General features: G+C 74.3%; 17 protein-coding genes. 6 read left to right on the top strand and 11 right to left on the bottom strand.

Going from position 1 to position 19,700, the window contains the following annotated elements; genetic code table 11:
* The first annotated feature begins 16 nt into the window (after nucleotides 1–16).
* On the top strand, nucleotides 17–1,258 hold the full coding sequence (locus tag HC251_RS20410) for a GNAT family N-acetyltransferase (protein WP_219942438.1): 1,242 nt from the start codon (nucleotides 17–19) through the stop codon (nucleotides 1,256–1,258).
* 42 nt (nucleotides 1,259–1,300) lie between these two features.
* Here the strand turns inward: HC251_RS20410 and HC251_RS20405 are convergent, their stop codons facing one another.
* The 6 genes from HC251_RS20405 to HC251_RS20380 are packed head-to-tail and all read right to left on the bottom strand — an operon-like array spanning nucleotide 1,301 to nucleotide 6,671.
* Entirely contained in the window at nucleotides 1,301–2,635 is a 1,335-nt protein-coding gene (locus HC251_RS20405; RefSeq protein ID WP_219942437.1) for an MATE family efflux transporter, read from the bottom strand.
* A 35-nt stretch (nucleotides 2,636–2,670) separates the two neighbouring features.
* Nucleotides 2,671–3,420 (bottom strand): hypothetical protein, encoded by a 750-nt coding sequence (locus HC251_RS20400; protein ID WP_219942436.1) that lies wholly within the window; start codon nucleotides 3,418–3,420, stop codon nucleotides 2,671–2,673.
* Nucleotides 3,420–4,355, bottom strand: a complete 936-nt coding sequence (locus HC251_RS20395; RefSeq protein ID WP_219942435.1) for an ABC transporter ATP-binding protein — start codon at nucleotides 4,353–4,355, stop codon at nucleotides 3,420–3,422. Before HC251_RS20395 ends, HC251_RS20400 begins: the two co-directional genes overlap by 1 nt.
* A complete protein-coding gene (locus HC251_RS20390) occupies nucleotides 4,352–5,281 on the bottom strand; it encodes an ABC transporter permease (RefSeq protein ID WP_219942434.1) in 930 nt (309 codons plus the stop codon). The genes HC251_RS20395 and HC251_RS20390 overlap by 4 nt, the downstream gene beginning before the upstream one ends.
* Nucleotides 5,278–6,264 (bottom strand): ABC transporter ATP-binding protein, encoded by a 987-nt coding sequence (locus HC251_RS20385; RefSeq protein ID WP_219942433.1) that lies wholly within the window; start codon nucleotides 6,262–6,264, stop codon nucleotides 5,278–5,280. The genes HC251_RS20390 and HC251_RS20385 overlap by 4 nt, the downstream gene beginning before the upstream one ends.
* 44 nt (nucleotides 6,265–6,308) lie before the next feature.
* The gene (locus tag HC251_RS20380; protein WP_219942432.1) at nucleotides 6,309–6,671 is read right to left on the bottom strand and encodes a helix-turn-helix domain-containing protein; all 363 of its coding nucleotides are present in this window, start codon (nucleotides 6,669–6,671) and stop codon (nucleotides 6,309–6,311) included.
* Between the two features lie 188 nt (nucleotides 6,672–6,859).
* Here HC251_RS20380 and HC251_RS20375 point away from each other — a divergent pair, with 188 nt between their 5' ends.
* The gene (locus tag HC251_RS20375) at nucleotides 6,860–9,091 is read left to right on the top strand and encodes a cation:proton antiporter (protein ID WP_219942431.1); all 2,232 of its coding nucleotides are present in this window, start codon (nucleotides 6,860–6,862) and stop codon (nucleotides 9,089–9,091) included.
* Nucleotides 9,092–9,400: 309 nt separating this feature from the next.
* On the opposite strand, the gene HC251_RS20370 is transcribed toward HC251_RS20375, so the two are convergent.
* From HC251_RS20370 to HC251_RS20360, 3 genes are read right to left on the bottom strand one after another with little or no spacing between them, the layout of a single operon-like run.
* Complete coding sequence (locus HC251_RS20370) at nucleotides 9,401–11,149, bottom strand: FHA domain-containing protein (RefSeq protein WP_219942430.1); 1,749 nt, start codon at nucleotides 11,147–11,149, stop codon at nucleotides 9,401–9,403.
* Nucleotides 11,146–11,949: a serine/threonine-protein kinase gene (locus HC251_RS20365; protein WP_219942429.1), complete on the bottom strand. Its 804-nt coding sequence runs from the start codon at nucleotides 11,947–11,949 to the stop codon at nucleotides 11,146–11,148. Before HC251_RS20365 ends, HC251_RS20370 begins: the two co-directional genes overlap by 4 nt.
* A gap of 11 nt (nucleotides 11,950–11,960) precedes the next feature.
* Nucleotides 11,961–12,479, bottom strand: a complete 519-nt coding sequence (locus tag HC251_RS20360; RefSeq protein ID WP_219942428.1) for a hypothetical protein — start codon at nucleotides 12,477–12,479, stop codon at nucleotides 11,961–11,963.
* 380 nt (nucleotides 12,480–12,859) lie between these two features.
* On the opposite strand from HC251_RS20360, the gene HC251_RS20355 reads away from it, so the two are divergent.
* The 3 genes from HC251_RS20355 to ilvC all read left to right on the top strand — a co-directional run bounded on the left by HC251_RS20355 (nucleotide 12,860) and on the right by ilvC (nucleotide 16,456).
* The gene (locus tag HC251_RS20355; protein WP_219942427.1) at nucleotides 12,860–14,635 is read left to right on the top strand and encodes an acetolactate synthase large subunit; all 1,776 of its coding nucleotides are present in this window, start codon (nucleotides 12,860–12,862) and stop codon (nucleotides 14,633–14,635) included.
* A 132-nt stretch (nucleotides 14,636–14,767) separates the two neighbouring features.
* Entirely contained in the window at nucleotides 14,768–15,346 is a 579-nt protein-coding gene (gene ilvN / locus HC251_RS20350) for an acetolactate synthase small subunit (protein ID WP_255566504.1), read from the top strand.
* A gap of 81 nt (nucleotides 15,347–15,427) precedes the next feature.
* Nucleotides 15,428–16,456: a ketol-acid reductoisomerase gene (gene ilvC, locus HC251_RS20345; RefSeq protein WP_219942426.1), complete on the top strand. Its 1,029-nt coding sequence runs from the start codon at nucleotides 15,428–15,430 to the stop codon at nucleotides 16,454–16,456.
* 64 nt (nucleotides 16,457–16,520) lie between these two features.
* On the opposite strand, the gene HC251_RS20340 is transcribed toward ilvC, so the two are convergent.
* Together HC251_RS20340 and HC251_RS20335 are read right to left on the bottom strand one after the other, a co-directional pair.
* Nucleotides 16,521–17,882 carry a hypothetical protein gene (locus HC251_RS20340; protein ID WP_219942425.1) on the bottom strand — a complete coding sequence of 454 codons (1,362 nt, stop codon included), beginning with the start codon at nucleotides 17,880–17,882 and terminating at the stop codon, nucleotides 16,521–16,523.
* Nucleotides 17,879–18,415 (bottom strand): SigE family RNA polymerase sigma factor, encoded by a 537-nt coding sequence (locus HC251_RS20335; RefSeq protein ID WP_219942424.1) that lies wholly within the window; start codon nucleotides 18,413–18,415, stop codon nucleotides 17,879–17,881. Before HC251_RS20335 ends, HC251_RS20340 begins: the two co-directional genes overlap by 4 nt.
* Nucleotides 18,416–18,537: 122 nt before the next feature.
* Between HC251_RS20335 and HC251_RS20330 the strand changes: the two genes are divergently transcribed.
* Nucleotides 18,538–19,686 (top strand): choice-of-anchor Q domain-containing protein, encoded by a 1,149-nt coding sequence (locus tag HC251_RS20330; RefSeq protein WP_219942423.1) that lies wholly within the window; start codon nucleotides 18,538–18,540, stop codon nucleotides 19,684–19,686.
* The last annotated feature ends 14 nt before the right edge of the window (nucleotides 19,687–19,700 follow it).

Genomic DNA, 19,700 nt, shown 5'->3' with positions numbered 1-19,700 from the left:
GGGCCATGCTGACCGGGTGCCGCTGACCTACCGCGTCCCCGAGCCCGACGAGCTCGAGGCCTTCATGCGACCCGTGCTGCGGGGCTTCGGCGATCCCGCCCCCGAGCCGCACACCCTCGACGACGAGCGGGTGCTGTGGGAGCCGGCCCGGAGCATCGGCGCCCTCGACGGCGACGACTGGGTCGGCGGGACGGGCGCCTTCACCATGGACCTCACGCTGCCCGGGGGCGCGGCCGTCGCCGCCGCGGGGGTGACCATGGTGGGCGTGGCGTCGACCCACAAGCGTCGCGGCATCCTCACCGAGCTGATGCGCCGGCAGCTCGACGACGTCGCCGCCGGTCCGGAGCCGGTCGCCATCCTCACCGCCTCGGAGTCCGTCATCTACGGGCGCTTCGGCTACGGGCTCGCCACCCGCGGGGTGCGCCAGCGGCTCGCCGTCGGCCATGCCCGGTTCCGCCCCGATGCCCCGGTCGCCGGCGGTCGGCTCCGCGTGATGACGATCGACGAGGCCCGCGCCGCCCTCCCCGAGGTCTACGAGCGCATCCGCCCGGCCCGCCCGGGGTGGGTCCGGCGCAGCCCGGCGTGGTGGGAGACGCACGTCTTCCTCGACCGGCCGGACCGGCGCGACGGCGCCAGCGCCCTCTACGTGCTGGCCCACCACGACGACCGGGGGGCGGTCGACGGGTGGGCCACGTTCCGCGTGGTCGAGGCGTGGCCGGACCGGCTGCCGGCCAGCCGGGTGGTCGCCCGCGAGGTCGCCGCCGTCGACGACGCGGTGCAGCTGGCGCTGTGGCGGGGGCTGGTCGACGTCGACCTCTCGGTCGAGGTCGACGCCCTCCACGTCGCCGTCGACGACCCGCTGCCGTGGGCCGTGGCCGACCCCCGTCGGGTGCGCACCTCGGAGCTGACCGACTGGCTGTGGCTCCGCATCCTCGACGTCGCCGCCGCCCTCGGCCCGCGCCGCTGGGGCGGTGCCGGTGAGGTGGTGCTCGAGGTGGTCGACCCCTTCCGGCCCGCGTCCGGGGGCCGCTTCGTCGTCGCCGCCGACCCCGACGGGTCCGGGACGGTGACGCCCAGCGAGGCGCCGGCGGACCTGGTCCTGGGGGCCGAGGAGCTGGGCGCCCTCGCCCTCGGCGGCGTGCCGCCGACGACGCTGGCCCGCGCCGGGCGCATCACCGAGGAGCGTCCCGGCGCCCTGGCCGTGGCCGACACCCTGTTCCGGGCCGAGCGGGCCCCGCACTGCGCCACCATGTTCTGACCCCCATCCCGGTCCGGGGGCGGGGCGAGGGGTGGGGGTGGGTCACGGGTGGTCGGCGCCGAGGACGGCCCACGCGCCCCGCTGGAACCGGCGGAGGAGGGGCACGAGGCGGGTGAGGAACATCAGACCGAGGGCGGCCCACAGCCACCCGATCCCGGCGTCGGTCACGGCGACGGCGACGGCGCACGGCAGGAAGACGGCCGTGACGCCGACCGACGCCCGGGCGAGGAAGCGGAGGTCACCGGCGCCGATGAGGATGCCGTCGAGGGCGTAGACCACGCCTGCCGGGACCTGGAACAGGGCGACCCACAGCAGGAGGTCGGCACTCAGGGCCTCGACGGCGCCGTCGTCGGTGAACACCCCGGCGAGCGGGTGGCGGACCGCGGTGATGGCCACCCCCGTGACGATCCCGGCGCCGGCGGCCCACACCAGGATGCGCCGGCCCGTGGCCCGGGCCCGGGCCGCGGCCCCGGCGCCGAGGTCGGTGCCCACCAGCGACTGGCCGGCGATGGCGAGGGCGTCGAGGGACAGGGACAGGAACGTCAGCACCTCGAAGGCGACCTGGTGGGCGGCGAGGGGCACGACGCCGAGCCGGGCCGCGACCACCGTCCCGCCCCCCAGCGCCAGCCGCAGGGCGGCGGTGCGGATGAGGAGGTCGCGGCCGATCGTCGCCAGCCGCCGCAGCGCGACCCGGTCCGGCCGCAGACCGGCGCCGGTGCGGCGGGCGCCGCCGACGACCTTGGCCAGGTAGACCGCAGCGCCGGCGGTCTGGGCCACGACCGTCGACAGGGCCGAGGCGCCGATGCCCCGGTCGAAGCCCTCGATCAGCACCACCTGGATGGCGATGTTGGCGATGGACGTCGACACCGCCACCACGAGGGGCGTCCGGGCGTCCTGGATGCCCCGGAGGTAGCCGGTCCCGGCCATGGTGACGAGCAGGCCGGGGAGGCCGAGCAGCGAGATGCGGAGGTAGACCCGGGCGTGGCCGGCCACCTCGTGGTCCGCCCCGAGCAGGTCGATCAGCGGCGGGCCGAGGACCCACAGCACCGCCGCCGACACGAGGGCGAGGCCGGCGGCCAGCCACAGGCCCTGCACGGCGAGGTGGGTCGCCCCCCGCTCGTCCCCGGCGCCCATCCGTCGGGCCACCGCCCCCGTCGTCCCGTAGGCGAGGAAGATGAAGACGGTGTAGCCGGTGAGCAGGATCGTCGACGCCACGCCCAGCCCGCCGAGCTGGGGGGTGCCGAGGTGGCCGACGATGGCGGTGTCGGCCAGGACGTAGAGCGGCTCGGCCGCCAGCGCCCCCAGCGCCGGCACGGCCAGCCGGAGGATCGCCCGGGCCGACGCCGGTGCGTCGTCCACCTCGGCGGCCGTGGTCATCGACCCTGGCTACCAGTTCGCTCGACGCTCGCTCTTCAGTCCACGTCGGCGCGGGTGAGCAGCCAGGTCGTGAGGCCGACCGAGGCGGCGGCGACGAGGGGCGGGACGATCACGCCCGAGGCCATCGTGAGGGTCCCGAGCCGGAGACCGACGCCCGTCGCCTGGGACAGGATCGACGCCGTGTACGCCCGCAGCGAGAGGAGGGCGGCGGCGTCGCTGGCGGTGGCCACGAACCCCTCCCACAGGAGGATGTAGGCGATCCCCCAGACGAGGGCCCGACGGAAGCGGAGCCCGAGGGCGGTGAACAGCCCGCAGTAGCCCACGATCCCGACGGCGGCGGCCAGCGCCGTCGCCCACACCAGCTCGGGGCCGGCCCCGGTGGCGGCGGCGGCGATGGTCAGGGGCACCACGGCCAGCGGGAGGGCCACCGTGATCGACGCGAGGGTGGCGGCCAGGGCGAACCAGACCCGCGAGACGGGGGCCAGCCACACGTACACGAGGGTGCGGTCGTCGACCATGTCGCCCAGCGACGAGCTGGCGAACATCAGGGCGCACACGGGCACGATCGTGGTGAAGGCGATGGCGTTGATCATCTCGGTCCCCGCCGTGGTGGGGTCGTTGGCCCCCGCCCGGACCGCCAGACCCACGAGGGATGCCAGCACGCCGAGGCCGACGACCACGAGCGCCCGCCCCCAGGTCAGCTGGTGGCGCAGCACCAGCCGGTAGAGCCGCAGGAAGCTGCCCCGGGGGGTCCCGGTCCCGACCTCGGGACGGGTGGCGGCCATCAGCGGCCCACCAGGTAGCGGAAGACCGAGTCGAGGTCGTCGTCGAGGGGGACGACCTCCCACAGCCGGGCGTCGGCGGCCCGGGCCACGGCGGCGACGGTCGCCCGCAGCTCGTGCACCCGGTCGGTCTCGACGATCACGGTGTCGACGTCGACCACGTCGAGGCCGACGATCGTGCGCGCCGCCAGCAGGCGGCCGGCGACCTCCTGGGGGTGGTCGGTGCGGAGGCGGATGCGGTGGGGGCGGTCGTCCATCAGGTCCCGGATGGCCCGGAAGTCGCCCTCGGCGGCGAGCCGGCCCTGCACGATGACCAGCACGTCGGAGCCGAACCGCTCGACCTCCTCGAGCACGTGGCTCGACACGATCACGCAGCAGCCCTGGTCGCCGAGGGAGTGGAACAGGTCGGTCATGTGCCGGCGCTGGCGGGGGTCGAGGCCGGTCAGGGGCTCGTCGAGCACGATCACCGACGGGCGGTGGACGATGGCCTGGGCGACCTTCACCCGCTGGCGCATCCCCCGGGAGTAGGTGGGGAGCGGCCGGGGGTCGCGCCCGTCGAGCTCGACGGCGTCGAGGGCCCACGTCGCCGCCACCTTGGCGTCCTCGACGCCGCGCAGCCCGGCGCACAGCTCGACCAGCTCGAAGGCGGTGAGCCGGTCGAACACGGTCTCCTGCTGGGGCACCAGCCCGAGGTGGCGGTGGACCGCGACGTCGCGCCGGGGATCGCGGCCGAGGATGCGCACCGTGCCCCGCGCCGGGGCCACGAGGCCGCACAGCAGCCGGAGGAGCGTCGACTTGCCCGCCCCGTTGGGGCCGAGGAGGGCGGTCACGCCGGGCCCGAGCGAGAACGACACCTCGGACACGGCGACGACGTCGCCGAACCAGCGGGTGCAGCCGTCGACGGCCACCATCGGCGGGGTGGGGCCGGGGCCCGTCACCGGGTCACCTGCAGGAGCTGGTACCGGGTGCGGGTGACGGCGGCGCCGAGCGCGGTCCACGCCCCCAGCCCGGCGAGGGCCATGGGCAGCGACAGGCCGACGATGTCGGCCGGCTCGCCGTGGACGAGCTCGACGAGGGTGAAGGGCCCCGAGATGAGGCTGGCGGCCTGGAAGGCGCCGGGGAGGTCGGCCTCGTCGATGAGGACGGTGACGAAGCCGGACACCACCACCATCAGCAGGAGCAGCGCCGCGGTGGCGAACGCCTTCCGGTCGGTGAGGCTCGACACCCCGAGGCCGACGGCGGTGTAGAGCACGGCCAGCAGGACGCCGGCCACGACGATGCGGACCAGGGTGCTGGCCACCCCGCCGGGACCGTCGGGACCGACGCCCTGGAGGACGTAGGCGACGAGCATCAGCAGCGGCGGACCGATGGTGATGAGGGCGATGACCGAGAAGGCGGCGGCCGCCTTGGCCCCGACGTAGGTGTCGCGCGACAGCGGCGAGGCCAGGTAGATGCCGACCATCCCCGTCCGGCGGTCGGTGCAGAGGATCTCCGGTCCGACGAACGAGACGAACAGCAGCACGGCGGCCTGGATGAACGGGAAGTACTCGCCGAAGGTGGGCAGCTGGAGCTCGGTCGTCTCCGCCTCGGGGAGGAGGGCGACCACGCCGATGAAGACGACGGCCGGCACGTAGGCGATGGCCACCGACGCGAGGGGCAGGACCTTGGCCCACGCCGACCGACGGATCCCGAGGGCGCGCTGGACGCTCTGGCGCCAGACCGTCGTCATGGCCCCCCGGACCCCGGTGCGCGGCCCCCGGTAGGGCCGGTACCCGCGGTCGAGGATGCGGGCCCGGGGGGCGCCGTCCGGCGCCTGGTCGCTCCGCTCGCTCGTGCTGTCGGTTCGCTCGCTCCGCTCGCTCACTGCCACCCCTCCTCGGCCGCGGCCTGGCCCCCGAGCAGCCCGGAGGCGAGGAAGACCTCCTCCAGCGAGCGGCGGCGGGGCTCGAGCCGCCGCACGGGCAGGCCGAGCTCGGCCAGGCCGTCGCGGACGACGTCGAAGGCCTCGTCGCCACCGGCCACGAACAGCCGCCCACCGACGACCTCCACGGGGTGGCCCCGGGCCTCGAGGCCCCGCACCAGGGCGGAGGGGTCGCCCACCACGTCGACCACCACGCCGCCGCGGCTCGACGCCTGGAGGTCGGCCAGTCGCCCGGCCCCGACGACCCGGCCGGCATGGAGGATCACGGCCCCGTCGGCGACCCGCTCGACCTCGTCGAGCACGTGGCTCGACAGCACCACGTGGATCCCGAACTCGCCGCCCACCCGGCGGATGAGGGCGAGCATGTCGTCGCGCTGCACGGGGTCGAGGCCCTCGGTCGGCTCGTCGAGCAGGACCAGCACCGGGTCGTGGACGATGGCCTGGGCCAGCTTCACCCGCTGGCGCTGACCGGTGGACATGGTGCCGAGCGGGCGGGTGCGCTCCTCGCCCAGGCCCAGCTGCCAGAGCACGTCGGACGCCCGACCGGTGGCCTCCCGGCGGGGGAGGCCGTGCAGCTCCCCGACGTGGCGCACGAAGTCCACCGCCTTCACGTCAGGCGGCAGGGAGTGGTGCTCGGGGGAGTAGCCGACCCGAGCCCGCACCTCGGGACCGGCCCGGGTCGGGTCCAGCCCCAGGACCTCGATGCGGCCGTCGTCGGGGTGGTGGAGGCCGAGCAGCAGGCCGAGGAGGGTCGTCTTGCCCGAGCCGTTGGCCCCGAGCAGGCCGGTGACGCCCGGACCGATGGCGACGTCGGCGCCGGCGAGGGCCAGCGTGCCGCCCCAGCGCTTCACGACACCTTCGGTCCGGACGACGACGGTGTCGTCCCCACCCGGCCGCGACGGACCGGCGGGGGCGACGACGGGCACGGACCGACCCTAGGGGCCCACCGCGCCCGTGACGGGTCGCCGGCTCAGCGGGGGCTGGAGGCGTCGCGCAGGCCGCGGACGTAGGCCTCGACCCGGTCCATCTGGTCGAGGTCGAGGTCGCGGATGAGGCGGTCGAGCGCCGCGACCCGCAGCTCCATGGCCTCGTCGAGGTTCCGGGGCTCGGCCCGGGCCACGAGGGCGGCCGACAGGTCGGTCGGATCCATGCCCAGCGCCTCGGCCAGCGGCGGCAGCAGCTTCACCCGGGGCTGGGTCTCGCCCGCCACCCACTTGGAGACCGTCTGCTGGCTGACCCCGAGCTGGGCGGCGAGCGACGCCTGGCTGAGACGCCTGCTGCGCAGCTGGCGTCGGAGGCGATCGGCGAACAGGGAGCGATCGGGTGCAGGCACCGTCGCAGTGTTCCACGCCTGCGCCGTGTGAACCGTCGGATCTGGGACCGCTGCCGGGCCGGGGCGGGCGAGGGGCAGGGGCGGCCTCCCCGGACGTCTCCCGCAGGGTGGTCGTGCGTCGTACTCTTGGCCGCCGACGAGCCCGGAGGTCGGGCGGGCACGGGCCAGCGCCCGGGACGGAGGAGCGCATGTCGGGTTGGATCGTCGCTGCCGGCGGGGGCGTCTCGGAGGACACCGTCGCCTGGGTGCTGATCGACATCGCCATCATCGTGGTCGTGGCCCGGGCGGTGGGCGCCCTGTTCCGCCGCATCGGGCAGCCGCCGGTCGTGGGCGAGATCCTCGCCGGGCTGGCGCTCGGCCCGCTCGTGCTCGGGTCCGGGACCGTCACCGAGCTGCTCGGCCTCGACGAGAGCCTGAGCGACACGTTCTTCCCCCTCGAGGCCCGGCCCTTCCTCAAGGTGCTGGCCGAGATCGGCCTCGTCATCTTCATGTTCGTCGTCGGCCTCGAGCTCGACATGAAGCTGATCCGGGGCAAGGAGCGCCTCGCCGCCGGCGTGTCGCTCACCTCGGTGCTGCTGCCGTTCTCGCTGGGGTTCGGCCTGGCCTGGCTGGTCCACGACCGCTACGAACCACCCGGCTTCGACGACTTCGTCCCGTTCGGGCTCTTCGTCGGGGCGTCGATGTCGGTGACCGCCTTCCCGGTCCTGGCCCGCATCCTCAACGAGCGCCGGATGCAGGGGACAGCCGTGGGCGCCATCACCCTGGCCTGCGCCGCCATCGACGACATCCTGGCCTGGTCGCTGCTGGCCCTCGTCCTGGCGGTGGTCGAGTCGGCGACCGGGGAGGGGGGCGGCAACCCGCTCGTGCACCTCCTCCGGGTGATGGGCCTGACGATCGCCTTCGGCGTCTTCATGTCCGTGGTGGTCAAGCCGGTGCTGGCCAAGATCAACGACCGGGTGAGGGCCGCGGGTGGGGGCCTGCCCCCCGACGCCCTCGCGGCCGTGCTCGTCATGCTCCTGGCCGCCTCGTGGTGCACCTCCAAGATCGGCATCCACTCGATCTTCGGGGCCTTCATGCTCGGCGTCGTGTTCCCCCGGGAGGGGGCCGAGGACTTCACCCACAAGATCCTCGACCGGATCGAGAGCGTCGCCGTCCTCCTCCTCCTGCCGCTCTTCTTCATCACCACCGGGCTCAACGCTCAGGTGGGCAAGGGCATCTCCATCGGCAGCTTCGTGGCCATCCTGCTCGCCGTCGTCGCTGTCGCCTGCGTGGGCAAGTTCGCCGGGGCGACGATCGCCGGCCGGGTCCAGGGGATGTCGTGGCGCCGGTCGGCGGCCATCGGGACGCTGATGAACACGCGCGGCCTCACCGAGCTGGTGCTGCTGTCGATCGGGCTCGAGAAGGGCGTGCTCGACCCGACGCTCTTCACCGCCCTCGTGCTCATGGCGATCATCACGACGGTCATGACCTCGCCGTTGCTCAAGCGCATCTACCCCGACCGCATGGTCGAGCACGACATCGCCGAGGCCGAACGGGCCTCCCTCGGCGACGCCATCGCCTTCCGCGTGCTCGTCGCCATCGACGACCCGACCCGCGCCGACGCGCTGGTCGACCTGGCGTGCGGCATCGCCCGGGCCCAGATGCCGGCCGAGGTGGTGCTGACCAACTTCGAGGAGCAGCCCGACGACGCCGGCGGACGGGAGCTGTCGAGCTTCCTCGACACCATCGCCGGAGAGCTCGACACCGTGCGCGGGCTCGAGGAGCGGGTCCGGGCCCAGGGGCTGTCGGTCACGTCGTTCTCGCAGCGGACCACGTCGCTCGCCCCCGACATCGCCGCCCAGGCGCAGCGGATGGGCGCGCGCCTCGTGCTCGTCGGTGACCGCCGGGACGACCCGGCGTGGGTGGCGACCGTCGGGGCCCTGGTCGCGCTGGGGCCCGCCGACGTCGGCGTCGTCGTCGCCCCCCTGCCCCGGGCCGCGGCGCCGGAGGAGGCGGTGGCGGGGCCGCCCGTGGTCGAGGTCGGCGACGGCCCCGCCGGCGTCGCCGCCCTGGAGTACGGCGTGCGCCTCGCCCTCCCCGCCGGCACCGCCCCCACCATCGTCGGCCTCGGCTCCGCCGGGCGGGGCGCCAGGCGCTTCACCAGCGTCGTCGCCCGGCTCGGGGCCCTGGGCCGCCCGGCCCGCACCTCCGACGCCGGGCTGGACACCCCGGAGGGGGCCGCCGTCGTCGACGGTGCCGTCGCCGTGGTGCGACCCTTCGCCGGCCCCGAGGGCCTCCAGCCCGTCGAGCGGGCCCGGCCCGACGCCGAGCGGTTCGGGTGCCCGGTGCTCCTCGTCGCCCCCGACCCGAACCAGCTCGAGCGCTCCGGCCTCGAGACCCTCCTCGACGAGGCGGCCGCCGCCCCCACGCCCATCGACTGAGCTCGCCACCCCTGACCTCGGGGTCGATCTTGGTACCGATCACGGTCCTGGGCTGCACGATCTGCACCGAGAACGGCGGGGAGGCCGGCCTGGGTCGTTCTTGGTACCGATCACGGTCCTGGGCTGCACGATCTGCACCGAGAACGGCGGGGAGGCCGGCCTGGGTCGCTCTTGGTACCGATCACGGTCCTGGGCTGCACGATCTGCACCGAGAACCGTCACGGCACCGGTCTGGCCCGGCGCTCGGGACGACTCGCGTGCTCGCTCGACGGGCGTCGCCTCCGTCCCGGGAACGCGGGGCGGGACGGGTCAGCGGACGAGGCTGGACTCGAACACCGCGCTGCGGCGGCCGAGGGCGACCCGCATGCCGGGGGTGAGCACGACCGACTGGCCCTCGGGGATGGGGACCCACTGCTGGCCGTTCTCGTCCCACACGAACGAGCCGTTGGTGCCCGACAGGTTGACCAGGTGGACGTCCCAGTCGACGAGGCGGAGCTCGGCGTGGGCCCGGGAGATCGACCGCTCGGGGTCGTCGACCGGGAGGGGCAGGGCCAGGCCCTGCTGCACGAGCTCGCTGACGTCGGGCTGGCGGCCGACGACGTAGTCGGACGACAGCGAGAACGTCGCCCCGTCCTCGAACACCATCACGCCGAGCGGCGGCCGGGGCCCGTTGGTGAGGATCTGGGTGTTCTGCACCATGGAGATGCCGCACGACGAGCAGAACCGCGACCGGGGGTCGTTGAAGTGGCCCCGCGAGCAGATCACGCCCTGGACCTGGACCTCGGCGGTGATCTGGGCGTCGGGCTGGCGGACCTCGCCCGGGTCGAGCTCGACCGGGAGCGGCTCGCGCTCGTCGGGCTCGTCCTCGTCGAGCGCACCGAGCAGCTGCGAGGTGAACCCGCCGGCCGGAGCGGCCGCCGCAGGTGGCTCGGGCGCCGCCGGGGCCTCGTCCGCCGGGGGGGCGACCGGGAGGGCCGTGGTCGCCGGCTCGTGCGGCGGGGGGGCCGGCGCCGGGTCGGCGACGGGCAGGGCCTCGAACGGCACCGGCTCGGCGGGAGCCGACGACGGGGCGGCGCTGGTCGACGGGAGGTCGGGCGGCGGGGTGGGCGTGCCGGGCGCCTCGGCGGCCGGGGCCTTGCCGAGCGACGGGGGCGCCTGGGGGGGCTGGACCGTGGTCGGCGCCTCCGGGGCCGGCGCGTCGGCACCGGTGTCGAGCGGGACGCCCTCGGCGACGGGCGCCTCGCTCGGCGCCGCGTCGGGTGCGACCGAGCCCCACGCCGGCTCGTCGGCCGGGGCGGCGGCGATGTCGTCGGCCTCGAAGTCGGCGGTGGACGGGGTCCACGCCTGGGTCGGGGCGTCGACGGCGGCGTCGGGCCCCGGGGTGACGACGTCGGCCTCGGGCTCGGAGCCAGGGGCGGGGGCGGACCCGCCGACGACGTGCATGGCGGCGACGGCATCGGCCTCGCCGGAGCCGGAGCCGGGGCCGGAGTCAGCGCCCGGCTCCTCGGGTGGTGCCGGTGCCGGCGCCCCGCTGGCCTCGGTCGACGGGGGCACCTCCACGGGGGCGTCGGTCGGCGAGGTCATCGTCGTGATCGAGAAGCCGTTGCCCGGGGCCGTGCCGGCCTGCACGTCGACGTCGAAGACCGGGGCGGGGACGGGCTGGCCGGCGGGCTGGACGGCGATGGTGTGGAACGTCCCGGCGAGCTCGCGGTCGACGCCGGTGAACGAGCCCACGCCGGTGAGCATCTCCTGGCCGTCGTCGCCGTGGAGGTGGACCTCGACGGCGCCGTAGACCCGGACGTAGGTGCCGCCGGGGGAGGCGGCCACCACGGCGAAGCCGGGCAGCGACCCGTCCTCGTCGCCGGCGACGAGCGAGGCCAGCTCGCGGGCCAGGGGGCGGGCGGGGGCGTCGCCGCGGGCGCCGGTGACGATCTCGGTGATCCTCCGGACCTCGTGCACCGGCGTGCGGCCGGCGACGAACAGCACGGCGCCCGGGGTGCGCGTGACCAGGCCGTCGGAGCCGGGGACGGGCGCCAGGCGCCCTTCGCTGAGGTTCATGAGGCGCTCCCAAGGGCGTCGAGGGCGTCGGCCACCTCGGCCGCGGTGCGGTACCGGGCCGAGAGGTCGGGGTCGAGGCAGCGGCGGACGAGGTCGGCCTCGGCGTCGGACAGAGAGGAGTCCAGGGTGGGCGGCGACGACAGGACGCGCCGGACCGCCAGGAGCGGGTCACGGTCGGGCAGGTCGCCGTACACCCCCTTGCCCGAGAGGACCCGGTGGAGGGTCACGCCGAGGGCCCAGATGTCGGTGGCCCGGGAGGCCCGCTCGCCGCGCATGATCGCCGGGTCGAGGTACTCGACCGAGCCGACGGCGCCGAGCCCGGTGATGGTCTGGCCGGGGGCGAGGATCTGCACCAGGCCGAGGTCGGCGAGCTTGGCCCCGTCGTCGGTCAGCAGGATGTTCGCCGGCTTGATGTCGCGGTGGGCGATGCCCGCCTCGTGGAGGTCGTGGGCGGCCCGGGCGGCGGCGGACACGGCGGCGATCGTCTCGGTCCGTCCCAGCTCGCGGGTGGGGTACGCCAGCGATCCGCCCGGGCAGTACTCCATGGCGTAGTAGCACTGCCCCCCCTCCTGGCCGGCGTCGTAGAGGGTGACGAGGTGGGCGCTGCGGACCTTGGCGAAGGTGCGCAGCTCGCGGGTCAGGCGGTGGAACGCCTCCTCCCCGGCCGAGACCTGGAGCACCTTGACGGCGACGTGGTCGGCGGCGATGCCCAGCCGGGGGGGCGTGGCTGCCAGGAAGTACTTCCCGCTGCTGCCCTCCCCGAGGGGCTGGATGAAGGTGTAGTCGGCGATGCGGTCCATGGAGTGCCCTCTCAGACGAGCCGTCCGCCGTTGAAGCGCCAACGGAGGAAGAAGATCTTCATGGGGCCGTTGGCGAACAGCCACGTGATGATCCAGGTGGTGACGAACAGGAAGATGTAGGCGGGGACGGGGACGAACTGCTCCTTGTCGGGACCGATGTCGCCGAAGGGGTTCAGCACGGCGACGTGCAGGAGCAGGAAGGTCGAGAGACCCTCGGGGAACACCTGCAGGAGGTGGAAGAACGCCGGCCAGTCCTTCTCCCACCGGAACTGCATGAGGAGGTGGTAGATCGGCTCCCACACCAGGCAGCCGAACACCGTGGTGATGAGGAGGGCGGCGAAGGTCAGCTTGTAGGTCTGGGCGATGGCGTTCGACCCGCCCATGGAGTCGATGGCGAACACGGGCCCGAAGCCCTCGGGGCCCGGCGGGTCGAGGAGGAGGAACGGGCTGATGATCAGGGTCCACAAGCCCCCGATCAGGAGCGACACGTAGATCCTCGTCTGGATGCGGCCCAGGAAGACCGGTGTCATGGCGCACCTCCATCAAGGTCCGAGCCCCCCATCGGGCCCCGGGAACCTGCGGGACTGTAGCCCTGGCCTGGGGCGTCGTGGTCGGGTCCGCCCCCGGGTCGGGGAGGGGACCCAGGCTCGACCGGTGGCGCCGGCCGCGCATCAGGTTGGACGGGGTCCGCCGCCGTGCGCGATGCTGCCGAGCGATGTCCACCGGCACCCTCCTCGTACTCGGGCCCTAGAGCGCACGCCGCCGGCATCTCATCGCGTGCGCTCCATCGACCTCCCCTCGCGGGGAGGTCGTCGTCGTTTTCAGCCGCCGCACGAGCGTCGGCGAGGCGCCAGAGCGCACGTCTGACCCCCCACCAACCCACGAAGCCCGAGACCCAGGAGACGAGACGATGGACATGAACGGAGGACAGGCACTGATCCGTGCCCTCGAGATGGAGGGGACCGAGGTGATGTTCGGCCTCCCCGGTGGGGCCATCCTCCCGGTGTACGACCCCGTCCTCGACTCGACGATCCGCCACATCCTCGTGCGCCACGAGCAGGGCGCCGGCCACATGGCCGAGGGCTACGCCCACGCCACCGGCCGCCCGGGGGTCGCCATGGTGACCTCGGGTCCCGGGGCCACGAACATCGTCACCCCCCTCGCCGACGCCTACATGGACTCGATCCCCATGGTGTGCATCACCGGGCAGGTGCCCCGGGCGGCCATCGGCACCGACGCCTTCCAGGAGTGCGACATCACCGGCATCACCCAGGCCGTGACCAAGCACAACTTCCTGGTCACCTCGGCCGACGAGATCCCGCTGGTCATCCGCCAGGCGTTCCACCTGGCCACCACCGGCCGCCCCGGGCCCGTCCTGGTCGACATCCCCAAGGACATCGTCGACCCGACCAACCCGGCCTCGGCCACCGGCTGGGACTGGCCCACCGACGCCGAGGTCGAGGCGTCGCTGCCGGGCTACCACCCGGCGACGACCGGCGACCCCGAGGCCATCGAGCGGGCGGCCGAGCTGATCCTCGCCGCCGAGCGCCCCGTCCTCTACGTGGGCGGCGGCATCCTCAAGGCCCGGGCGGCCGAGGCGCTGCGGGAGCTGGCCGAGCTCACCCAGATCCGGGTCGTCACCACCTTGATGGCCCGTGGCGCCTTCCCCGACGGCCACGACCTGTGCCTCGGCATGCCGGGCATGCACGGCAACTACACCGCCGTGACCTCCATGCAGCGCTCGGACCTGCTGATCGCCCTGGGCGCCCGCTTCGACGACCGGGTCACCGGCAAGGTCGCCGGGTTCGCCCCCGAGGCCAAGATCATCCACGCCGACATCGACGCCGCCGAGCTGGGCAAGGTCCGCCGGCCCGACGTGCCGATCCACGGCGACTGCCGCCTGATCATCGAGGACCTCGTCGCCGCCCTCCGCCGGCGCCTCTCGGCCGGGGCCACCACCCCCGACCGGGGCCCGTGGAACAGCCAGATCAGCGGCTGGCAGGAGCGCTACCCGCTGGCCTACGAGCCGCCCGCCGAGGGCGACCAGCTCAAGCCCCAGATGGTGCTCGAGCACCTGCGCGACTCCGTCCCGGAGGACACGATCCTCGCCTCGGGCGTCGGCCAGCACCAGATGTGGGCCAGCCAGTACTGGCGCTTCCAGCACCCGTACACGTGGATCAACTCCGGGGGGCTCGGCACCATGGGCTTCTCGGTGCCGGCCGCCATCGGCGCCAAGGTGGGCCGCCCCGACCGCATGGTCTGGGCCGTCGACGGCGACGGGTGCTTCCAGATGACGGCCCAGGAGCTCGTCACCGCCTCGGCCGAGCGCATCCCGGTCAAGGTGGCCATCCTCAACAACGCCTACCTCGGCATGGTCCGCCAGTGGCAGGAGATGTTCTACGAGGAGCGCTACTCCGAGGTGTACCTGTCGCCCGACCTGCCCGACTACGTGAAGTGGGCCGAGTCGATGGGCTGCGTCGGCATCCGGGTCGAGTCGCCCGAGGAGATCCAGCCCGCCATCGACAAGGCCAACGACATCGACGACCGCCCCGTCGTCGTCGAGTTCCGCACCGACAGCCGGGAGAAGGTCTTCCCGATGGTCGCCGCCGGCACGACCAACGACGAGATCCAGGTCCCGCCGTTCCAGGCCGGCCACGGCGTCCAGACCGGCGAGGGGGGCCACTGACGTGAGCGAGCGAAGCGAGCGAACCATCGAGCAACGAGGTGTCTTCGCCGGCGGAGCCTGCGGAGCCGGCGGTCATCAGCGCCCCACGCTGCCCACCGGGTCGGCGGAGCCCACCGACGGAGGTGAGCGCTGATGACGAGGCGAGACGCCCTCCCCGGCGACCCCATCCGCCACCACGTGCTCTCCGTGCTCGTCGAGAACCGCTCCGGCGTGCTGAGCCGGGTGGCCAACCTCTTCGCCCGCCGGGGCTACAACATCGTGTCGCTCGCGGTGGCGCCCACCGAGGACGAGGGCTTCAGCCGCATCACCGTCGTGGTCGACGTGGAGTCGGCCCCGCTGGAGCAGATCGTCAAGCAGCTCGACAAGCTGATCAACGTCATCGAGATCAGCGAGCTCGACCCCCGCTGGTCGGTCGAGCGCGAGCTGCTGCTCGTCACCGTCTCGGCGACCCCGGAGGTCCGGGGCCAGGTCGTCGAGCTGGCGCAGATCTTCGAGGGCCGCATCCTGGCCGTCACCCACGACGAGCTCACCCTCTCCCTCGAGGGCCACCCGACCAAGGTGGACGACTTCGAGGAGATGCTGCGGCCCTTCGGCATCCGCGAGATCCAGCGGACCGGTCGGGTCGCCCTGCCCCGCCTGGGCGCCCAGCGCGGCCCCGCGTCGGCGACGGCGTCGGTGCCCCCCGAGGCCCACGCCGCCGACATCGCCTGACCCCTCTCGCGACCGTGAGCGGGTCCCCCGCCCCGGCCGCAGTTCCCCACCAACCCTGAGACTGACGAGGAAGAACCACCCATGGCCACCGTGTCCTACGAGGCTGACGCCGACCGCTCCCTGCTCGCCGACAAGAAGGTGGCCATCCTCGGCTACGGGTCGCAGGGCCACGCCCACGCCCTGAACCTGGCCGACTCCGGCATCGACGTCCGCGTCGGCCTGCGCGAGGGCTCGTCCTCGGCCGCCAAGGCCCGCGAGGCCGGGCTGAAGGTCGCCGGCCTGTCGGAGGCGTCGGCCGAGGCCGACGTGATCATGATCCTCCTGCCCGACACCGAGCACGAGGACGTCTTCACCGAGCACGTCGCCCCCAACCTGAAGGACGGCGACACCGTCCTCGTGGCCCACGGCTTCTCCGTGCGCTTCGGCTACGTGAGCGCCCCCGACGGCGTCGACGTCGCCCTCGTGGCCCCCAAGGGCCCGGGCCACCTCGTCCGCCGCACCTACACCGAGGGCGGCGGTGTGCCGGCCCTGATCGCCGTGCACCAGGACGCCAGCGGCACCGCCCGCGGCGTGGCCCTCGCCTACGCCGACGCCATCGGCGGCACCCGGGCCGGCGTGCTCGACACCACCTTCGAGGAGGAGACCGAGACCGACCTGTTCGGTGAGCAGGTCGTCCTCTGCGGTGGTCTCACCGCTCTCGTCCAGGCCGGCTTCGAGACCCTCGTCGAGGCCGGGTACCAGCCCGAGTCGGCCTACTTCGAGTGCCTGCACGAGCTGAAGCTCATCGTCGACCTCATGTACGAGCAGGGCATCGCCGGCATGCGCTACTCGATCTCCACCACCGCCGAGTACGGCGACCTCACCCGCGGCCCTCGCATCATCACCGACTCGGTGAAGGCCGAGATGAAGAAGGTGCTCGGCGAGATCCAGAGCGGCGCCTTCGCCGAGGAGTTCGTCGGCGAGGTCAAGGGCGGCGGTTCCCGCTTCGAGGAGCTCCGCCAGGCCGGCAAGGACCACCAGATCGAGCAGGTCGGAGCCGGCCTCCGCGACATGATGCCGTGGATCTCGGCCGGCAAGACCAAGGTCGAGGACGCGTCGGGCGGGGACTGATCTCGTTCTGTCAACCCTCGTGCGTCGTGGCGGCGCACGAGGGTTGACAGAACGGACACCGGCATCAGGGCGTGTAGCTCGTGCCGCCGGCGGGGCCGCGGTCGCAGCAGAAGCCGACCCCGTCGGGCGTCGGGCTGGTCTCGCCACCCAGCGGGACGACCACCCGGTCGCCCGACCACACCGTCGGGACCCGGCCGACCGGCGAGTCCGACTCCGGGCCCTGCGACCAACCGCCGGTGGTGATGTCGAAGGCCACCGGCGTCCCGCCGAGCCCATCGGGCCGCTCGAAGACGGCGACGAAGCGGGTCCCGGTCCACACCTCCGTCCCGAACGGGTTGCCGCTGAACGGCGCGGGGGCGTCGGGGAGCGGGGTCCACACGCCGGTGTCCGGGTCGAGCAGGGCGGCGTCGGCCAGCCCGGTGCCCGACGGCGTGGCCCCGCCGCCGACCAGCAGGTGCGTCCCTGTCCAGACCGCAGCGGTCGCGTAGCGCTGGTCGTCGGTCAGGCCGAGCGGGATGGTGCGCCACTCGTCGGCGGCCGGGTCGTAGGCCAGGACGACGGTGGTCGCGCTGGTGGCGTCGGCCCCGGAAGCCTCGCCCACGAAGAGGACCTCGCTCCCGGTCCACACCACGTCGCTGGCGAACCCACCGACGACCATCGGAGGATCGGCCTGCTCCGTCCACGTCGCGGTGGCGGGTTCGTAGGTCGCCACCTGGGCGCGCGAGCCGAGCGCCGAGACGAGCACCAAGCGGTCGCCGGCCCAGGCGATGGAGGGGATCCCGTCCCGTGAGACGGAGCTCGGTGGGTCGGCCATGCGGGTCCATCTGTCGGTGGCGGGGTCGAACGCCGCCAGCGCCAAGGTCCCGCCGTTCCAGTCCAGGACGAGGGCCACCGAGCCCGTCCACACCCCGAGGGCGGACCCACCGCCCGGGAGGGGCGACGCTGGGATGCTGCGCCAGGAGTCCGTGGCGGTCTCGTACACCGCGCCGTCGAGCCGCGGCTCGCCGTCGAACCCGTCGCCGCCCCAGACGAGGACCTCGCCGTCCATGTCGACCGCCATGTGGTCGATGCGCCCGGCGATGGGGGCGTCGGCCATCGGCGACCACGCCCCGGAGGTGGGCACGGGCCCCGGCGGCTGCGGGGGCACGACGGTCGTCGACGCATCGGGAGGCGCCGGACTGGTGGTGCCGGACGGGTCGGTGGCCACGGTGGCACCGTCCTGATCGTCGGCGCCGTTCGTGACGGTCAGCGTGATCCCGGCAGCCAAGGCCACGACGACGAGAGCGCCGGCCAGACGGAGGGCGACGGTGCGCCGACGCTGGGCCACCACCCTCCTCTCGATGGTCGACAGCAGCCCGGGCGGGGCTTCCACGTCGGACGCGGCCCGGTCGAGGTGCTGGCGGAGCGCGGGCTCGAAGTCGATCACGTGTCCTCCTCGAGGGTGGTGCGCAGGCGGGCGAGGGCGCGGTGGCTGTGGGTCTTGACCGAGCCGGGGCTGATCCCGAGGACGGCGGCGGTGTCCGCCTCTGACAGATCGTCGAGGAAGCGCAGGACGACGACGGCCCGCTGGCGGGCCGGCAGCGGGGCCAGGGCGGCCAGGATCCGCTCGCGCTCGGCGGTGGCGTCCTCGAAGGTGGGGTCCCATCCGACCCGGAGGTGCCGGGCCCGCTCCCGGTCTCGGATGCGTCGGCCCAGCTGGCGCTTCCAGCCGTTGACCACCGCGCGGCGGAGGTAGGCCCCGGGATCGTCGACCCGCCCGCGGACGAGGTGGCGGTAGGCCTTGGCGAAGGCGTCGGCCACCAGGTCCTCGGCGGTGCGGTCGTCCCCGCTGAGGAGGAAGGCCACCCGCAGCAGGCGGTGATGGTGGTCGGCGAAGAGACCGGCGAGGTCGGGGGCCAGGTCCGCCGGCCGGGCGGGCCCGGAGGCGGAGGAGGAGGGCGTCGCCGAGATCTCGCTCATGTTCCCCCCCAGACCCGTCGCGCCCCCGATCGGTTGACACGATCCGCTTTGCTCGCCGCCCGGGATGCGACATCCTGTCACCGTCGGCCCGCATTGGGTCGCGGGCAACGAGGAGACGATCCGTGGGAGCACGAGCGCGTCGGTGGGGGGCAGTGGTGGCGGCGGGAGCGGTGGCCGCCGCCACGGCAGTCGGGACCTCGGCGCCGGCCGGGGCCGCGGTGATCACCGTCACGACCACGGTGGACGGCGGCGCCGGCTCGCTCCGGGACGCCTTCGCCCAGGCGAGCGCGGCGGTCGAACCGACCGAGATCGTCCTCCAGGACGGCGCGACCTACGAGCTCACGGACTGCGCCGAGGGCGACCTGGCCCACACCGGCACCCAGCCCCTCACCATCACCGGCAACGGGGCGACGATCAGCCAGACGTGCGCCGGCGAGCGGGTCATCGACACCGACGGCGACCTGACCGTCGTCGAGGCCACGATCACCGGGGGCAGCCTGGCCGCCGGGATCGGCGGGGGCATCGCCGCCGACACCGCCGCCGTGAGCCTGGTTCGGTCGTCGGTCGTTGGCAACGCGGCGTCGAGCGTCGGCGGCGGCATCGCCGCCATCCGGGTCACGCTCGACTCGTCCACCGTCTCGGGCAACACCGCCGGTGGTGCCGGTGGGGGGATCTGGGTCGACCAGGTCGCCGACCTCGTCAACAGCACCGTCTCGGGCAACACGGCCGCCAGCGGTGGTGGCATCGCCGTGGTGAACACCGCCGTCGAGCTGCTCTTCGCCACCGTCGCCGGCAACTCCGCGTCCGTCGGCGCAGCCATCGAGCTCCAGCCCGGCTCCGACGACCTGATCAGCTACGGCTCCGTCGTCGCCGGCGACGGGCCCGGCGCCGACTGCGCCATCGACCCGGGTGCGTCGACCACCTCGGCCGGCGCCAACGTGGACGGCGACGGCACCTGCGGCTTCGGAGCCGGGGCCGACGACCAGCCGGGCGTCGGCGATCCGGGCCTCGGGGCCCTGGGGGCGAACGGTGGACCGACGGCGACCCGCGTCCCGGCGTCGGGCAGCCCGCTGCTCGACGGGGCCGACTGCGCCGGCATCGCCGAGGACCAGCGGGGCGTGGCCCGGCCCCAGGGCGCCCGGTGCGACGTCGGTGCCGTCGAGGTCGAGGCGGCGGCCCCGCCCCCGCCCCCGCCCCCGGTCGAGCCGCCGGCCCCGAGCCCGGCCCCACCAGCGGTCCCGGTCCCCGGGCCCGCCCGCTTCACCGGCTGATGCACACGGATGGT

The organism is Iamia sp. SCSIO 61187 (assembly GCF_019443745.1).
GTDB lineage: Bacteria > Actinomycetota > Acidimicrobiia > Acidimicrobiales > Iamiaceae > Iamia.
The sequence above is the reverse complement of the archived record's forward strand: the minus strand, read 5'-3'. Positions and strand labels throughout refer to the sequence as shown.

Bases quoted from the DNA above. Each gene is read 5' to 3' on its own strand.
- HC251_RS20405 (WP_219942437.1), bottom strand. From the start codon at position 2,635: ATGACCACGGCCGCCGAGGTGGACGACGCACCGGCGTCGGCCCGGGCG.
- HC251_RS20400 (WP_219942436.1), bottom strand. From the start codon at position 3,420: ATGGCCGCCACCCGTCCCGAGGTCGGGACCGGGACCCCCCGGGGCAGC.
- HC251_RS20375 (WP_219942431.1), top strand. From the start codon at position 6,860: ATGTCGGGTTGGATCGTCGCTGCCGGCGGGGGCGTCTCGGAGGACACC.
- HC251_RS20370 (WP_219942430.1), bottom strand. From the start codon at position 11,149: ATGAACCTCAGCGAAGGGCGCCTGGCGCCCGTCCCCGGCTCCGACGGC.
- HC251_RS20365 (WP_219942429.1), bottom strand. From the start codon at position 11,949: ATGGACCGCATCGCCGACTACACCTTCATCCAGCCCCTCGGGGAGGGC.
- HC251_RS20360 (WP_219942428.1), bottom strand. From the start codon at position 12,479: ATGACACCGGTCTTCCTGGGCCGCATCCAGACGAGGATCTACGTGTCG.
- HC251_RS20355 (WP_219942427.1), top strand. From the start codon at position 12,860: ATGGACATGAACGGAGGACAGGCACTGATCCGTGCCCTCGAGATGGAG.
- ilvN (WP_255566504.1), top strand. From the start codon at position 14,768: ATGACGAGGCGAGACGCCCTCCCCGGCGACCCCATCCGCCACCACGTG.
- ilvC (WP_219942426.1), top strand. From the start codon at position 15,428: ATGGCCACCGTGTCCTACGAGGCTGACGCCGACCGCTCCCTGCTCGCC.
- HC251_RS20335 (WP_219942424.1), bottom strand. From the start codon at position 18,415: ATGAGCGAGATCTCGGCGACGCCCTCCTCCTCCGCCTCCGGGCCCGCC.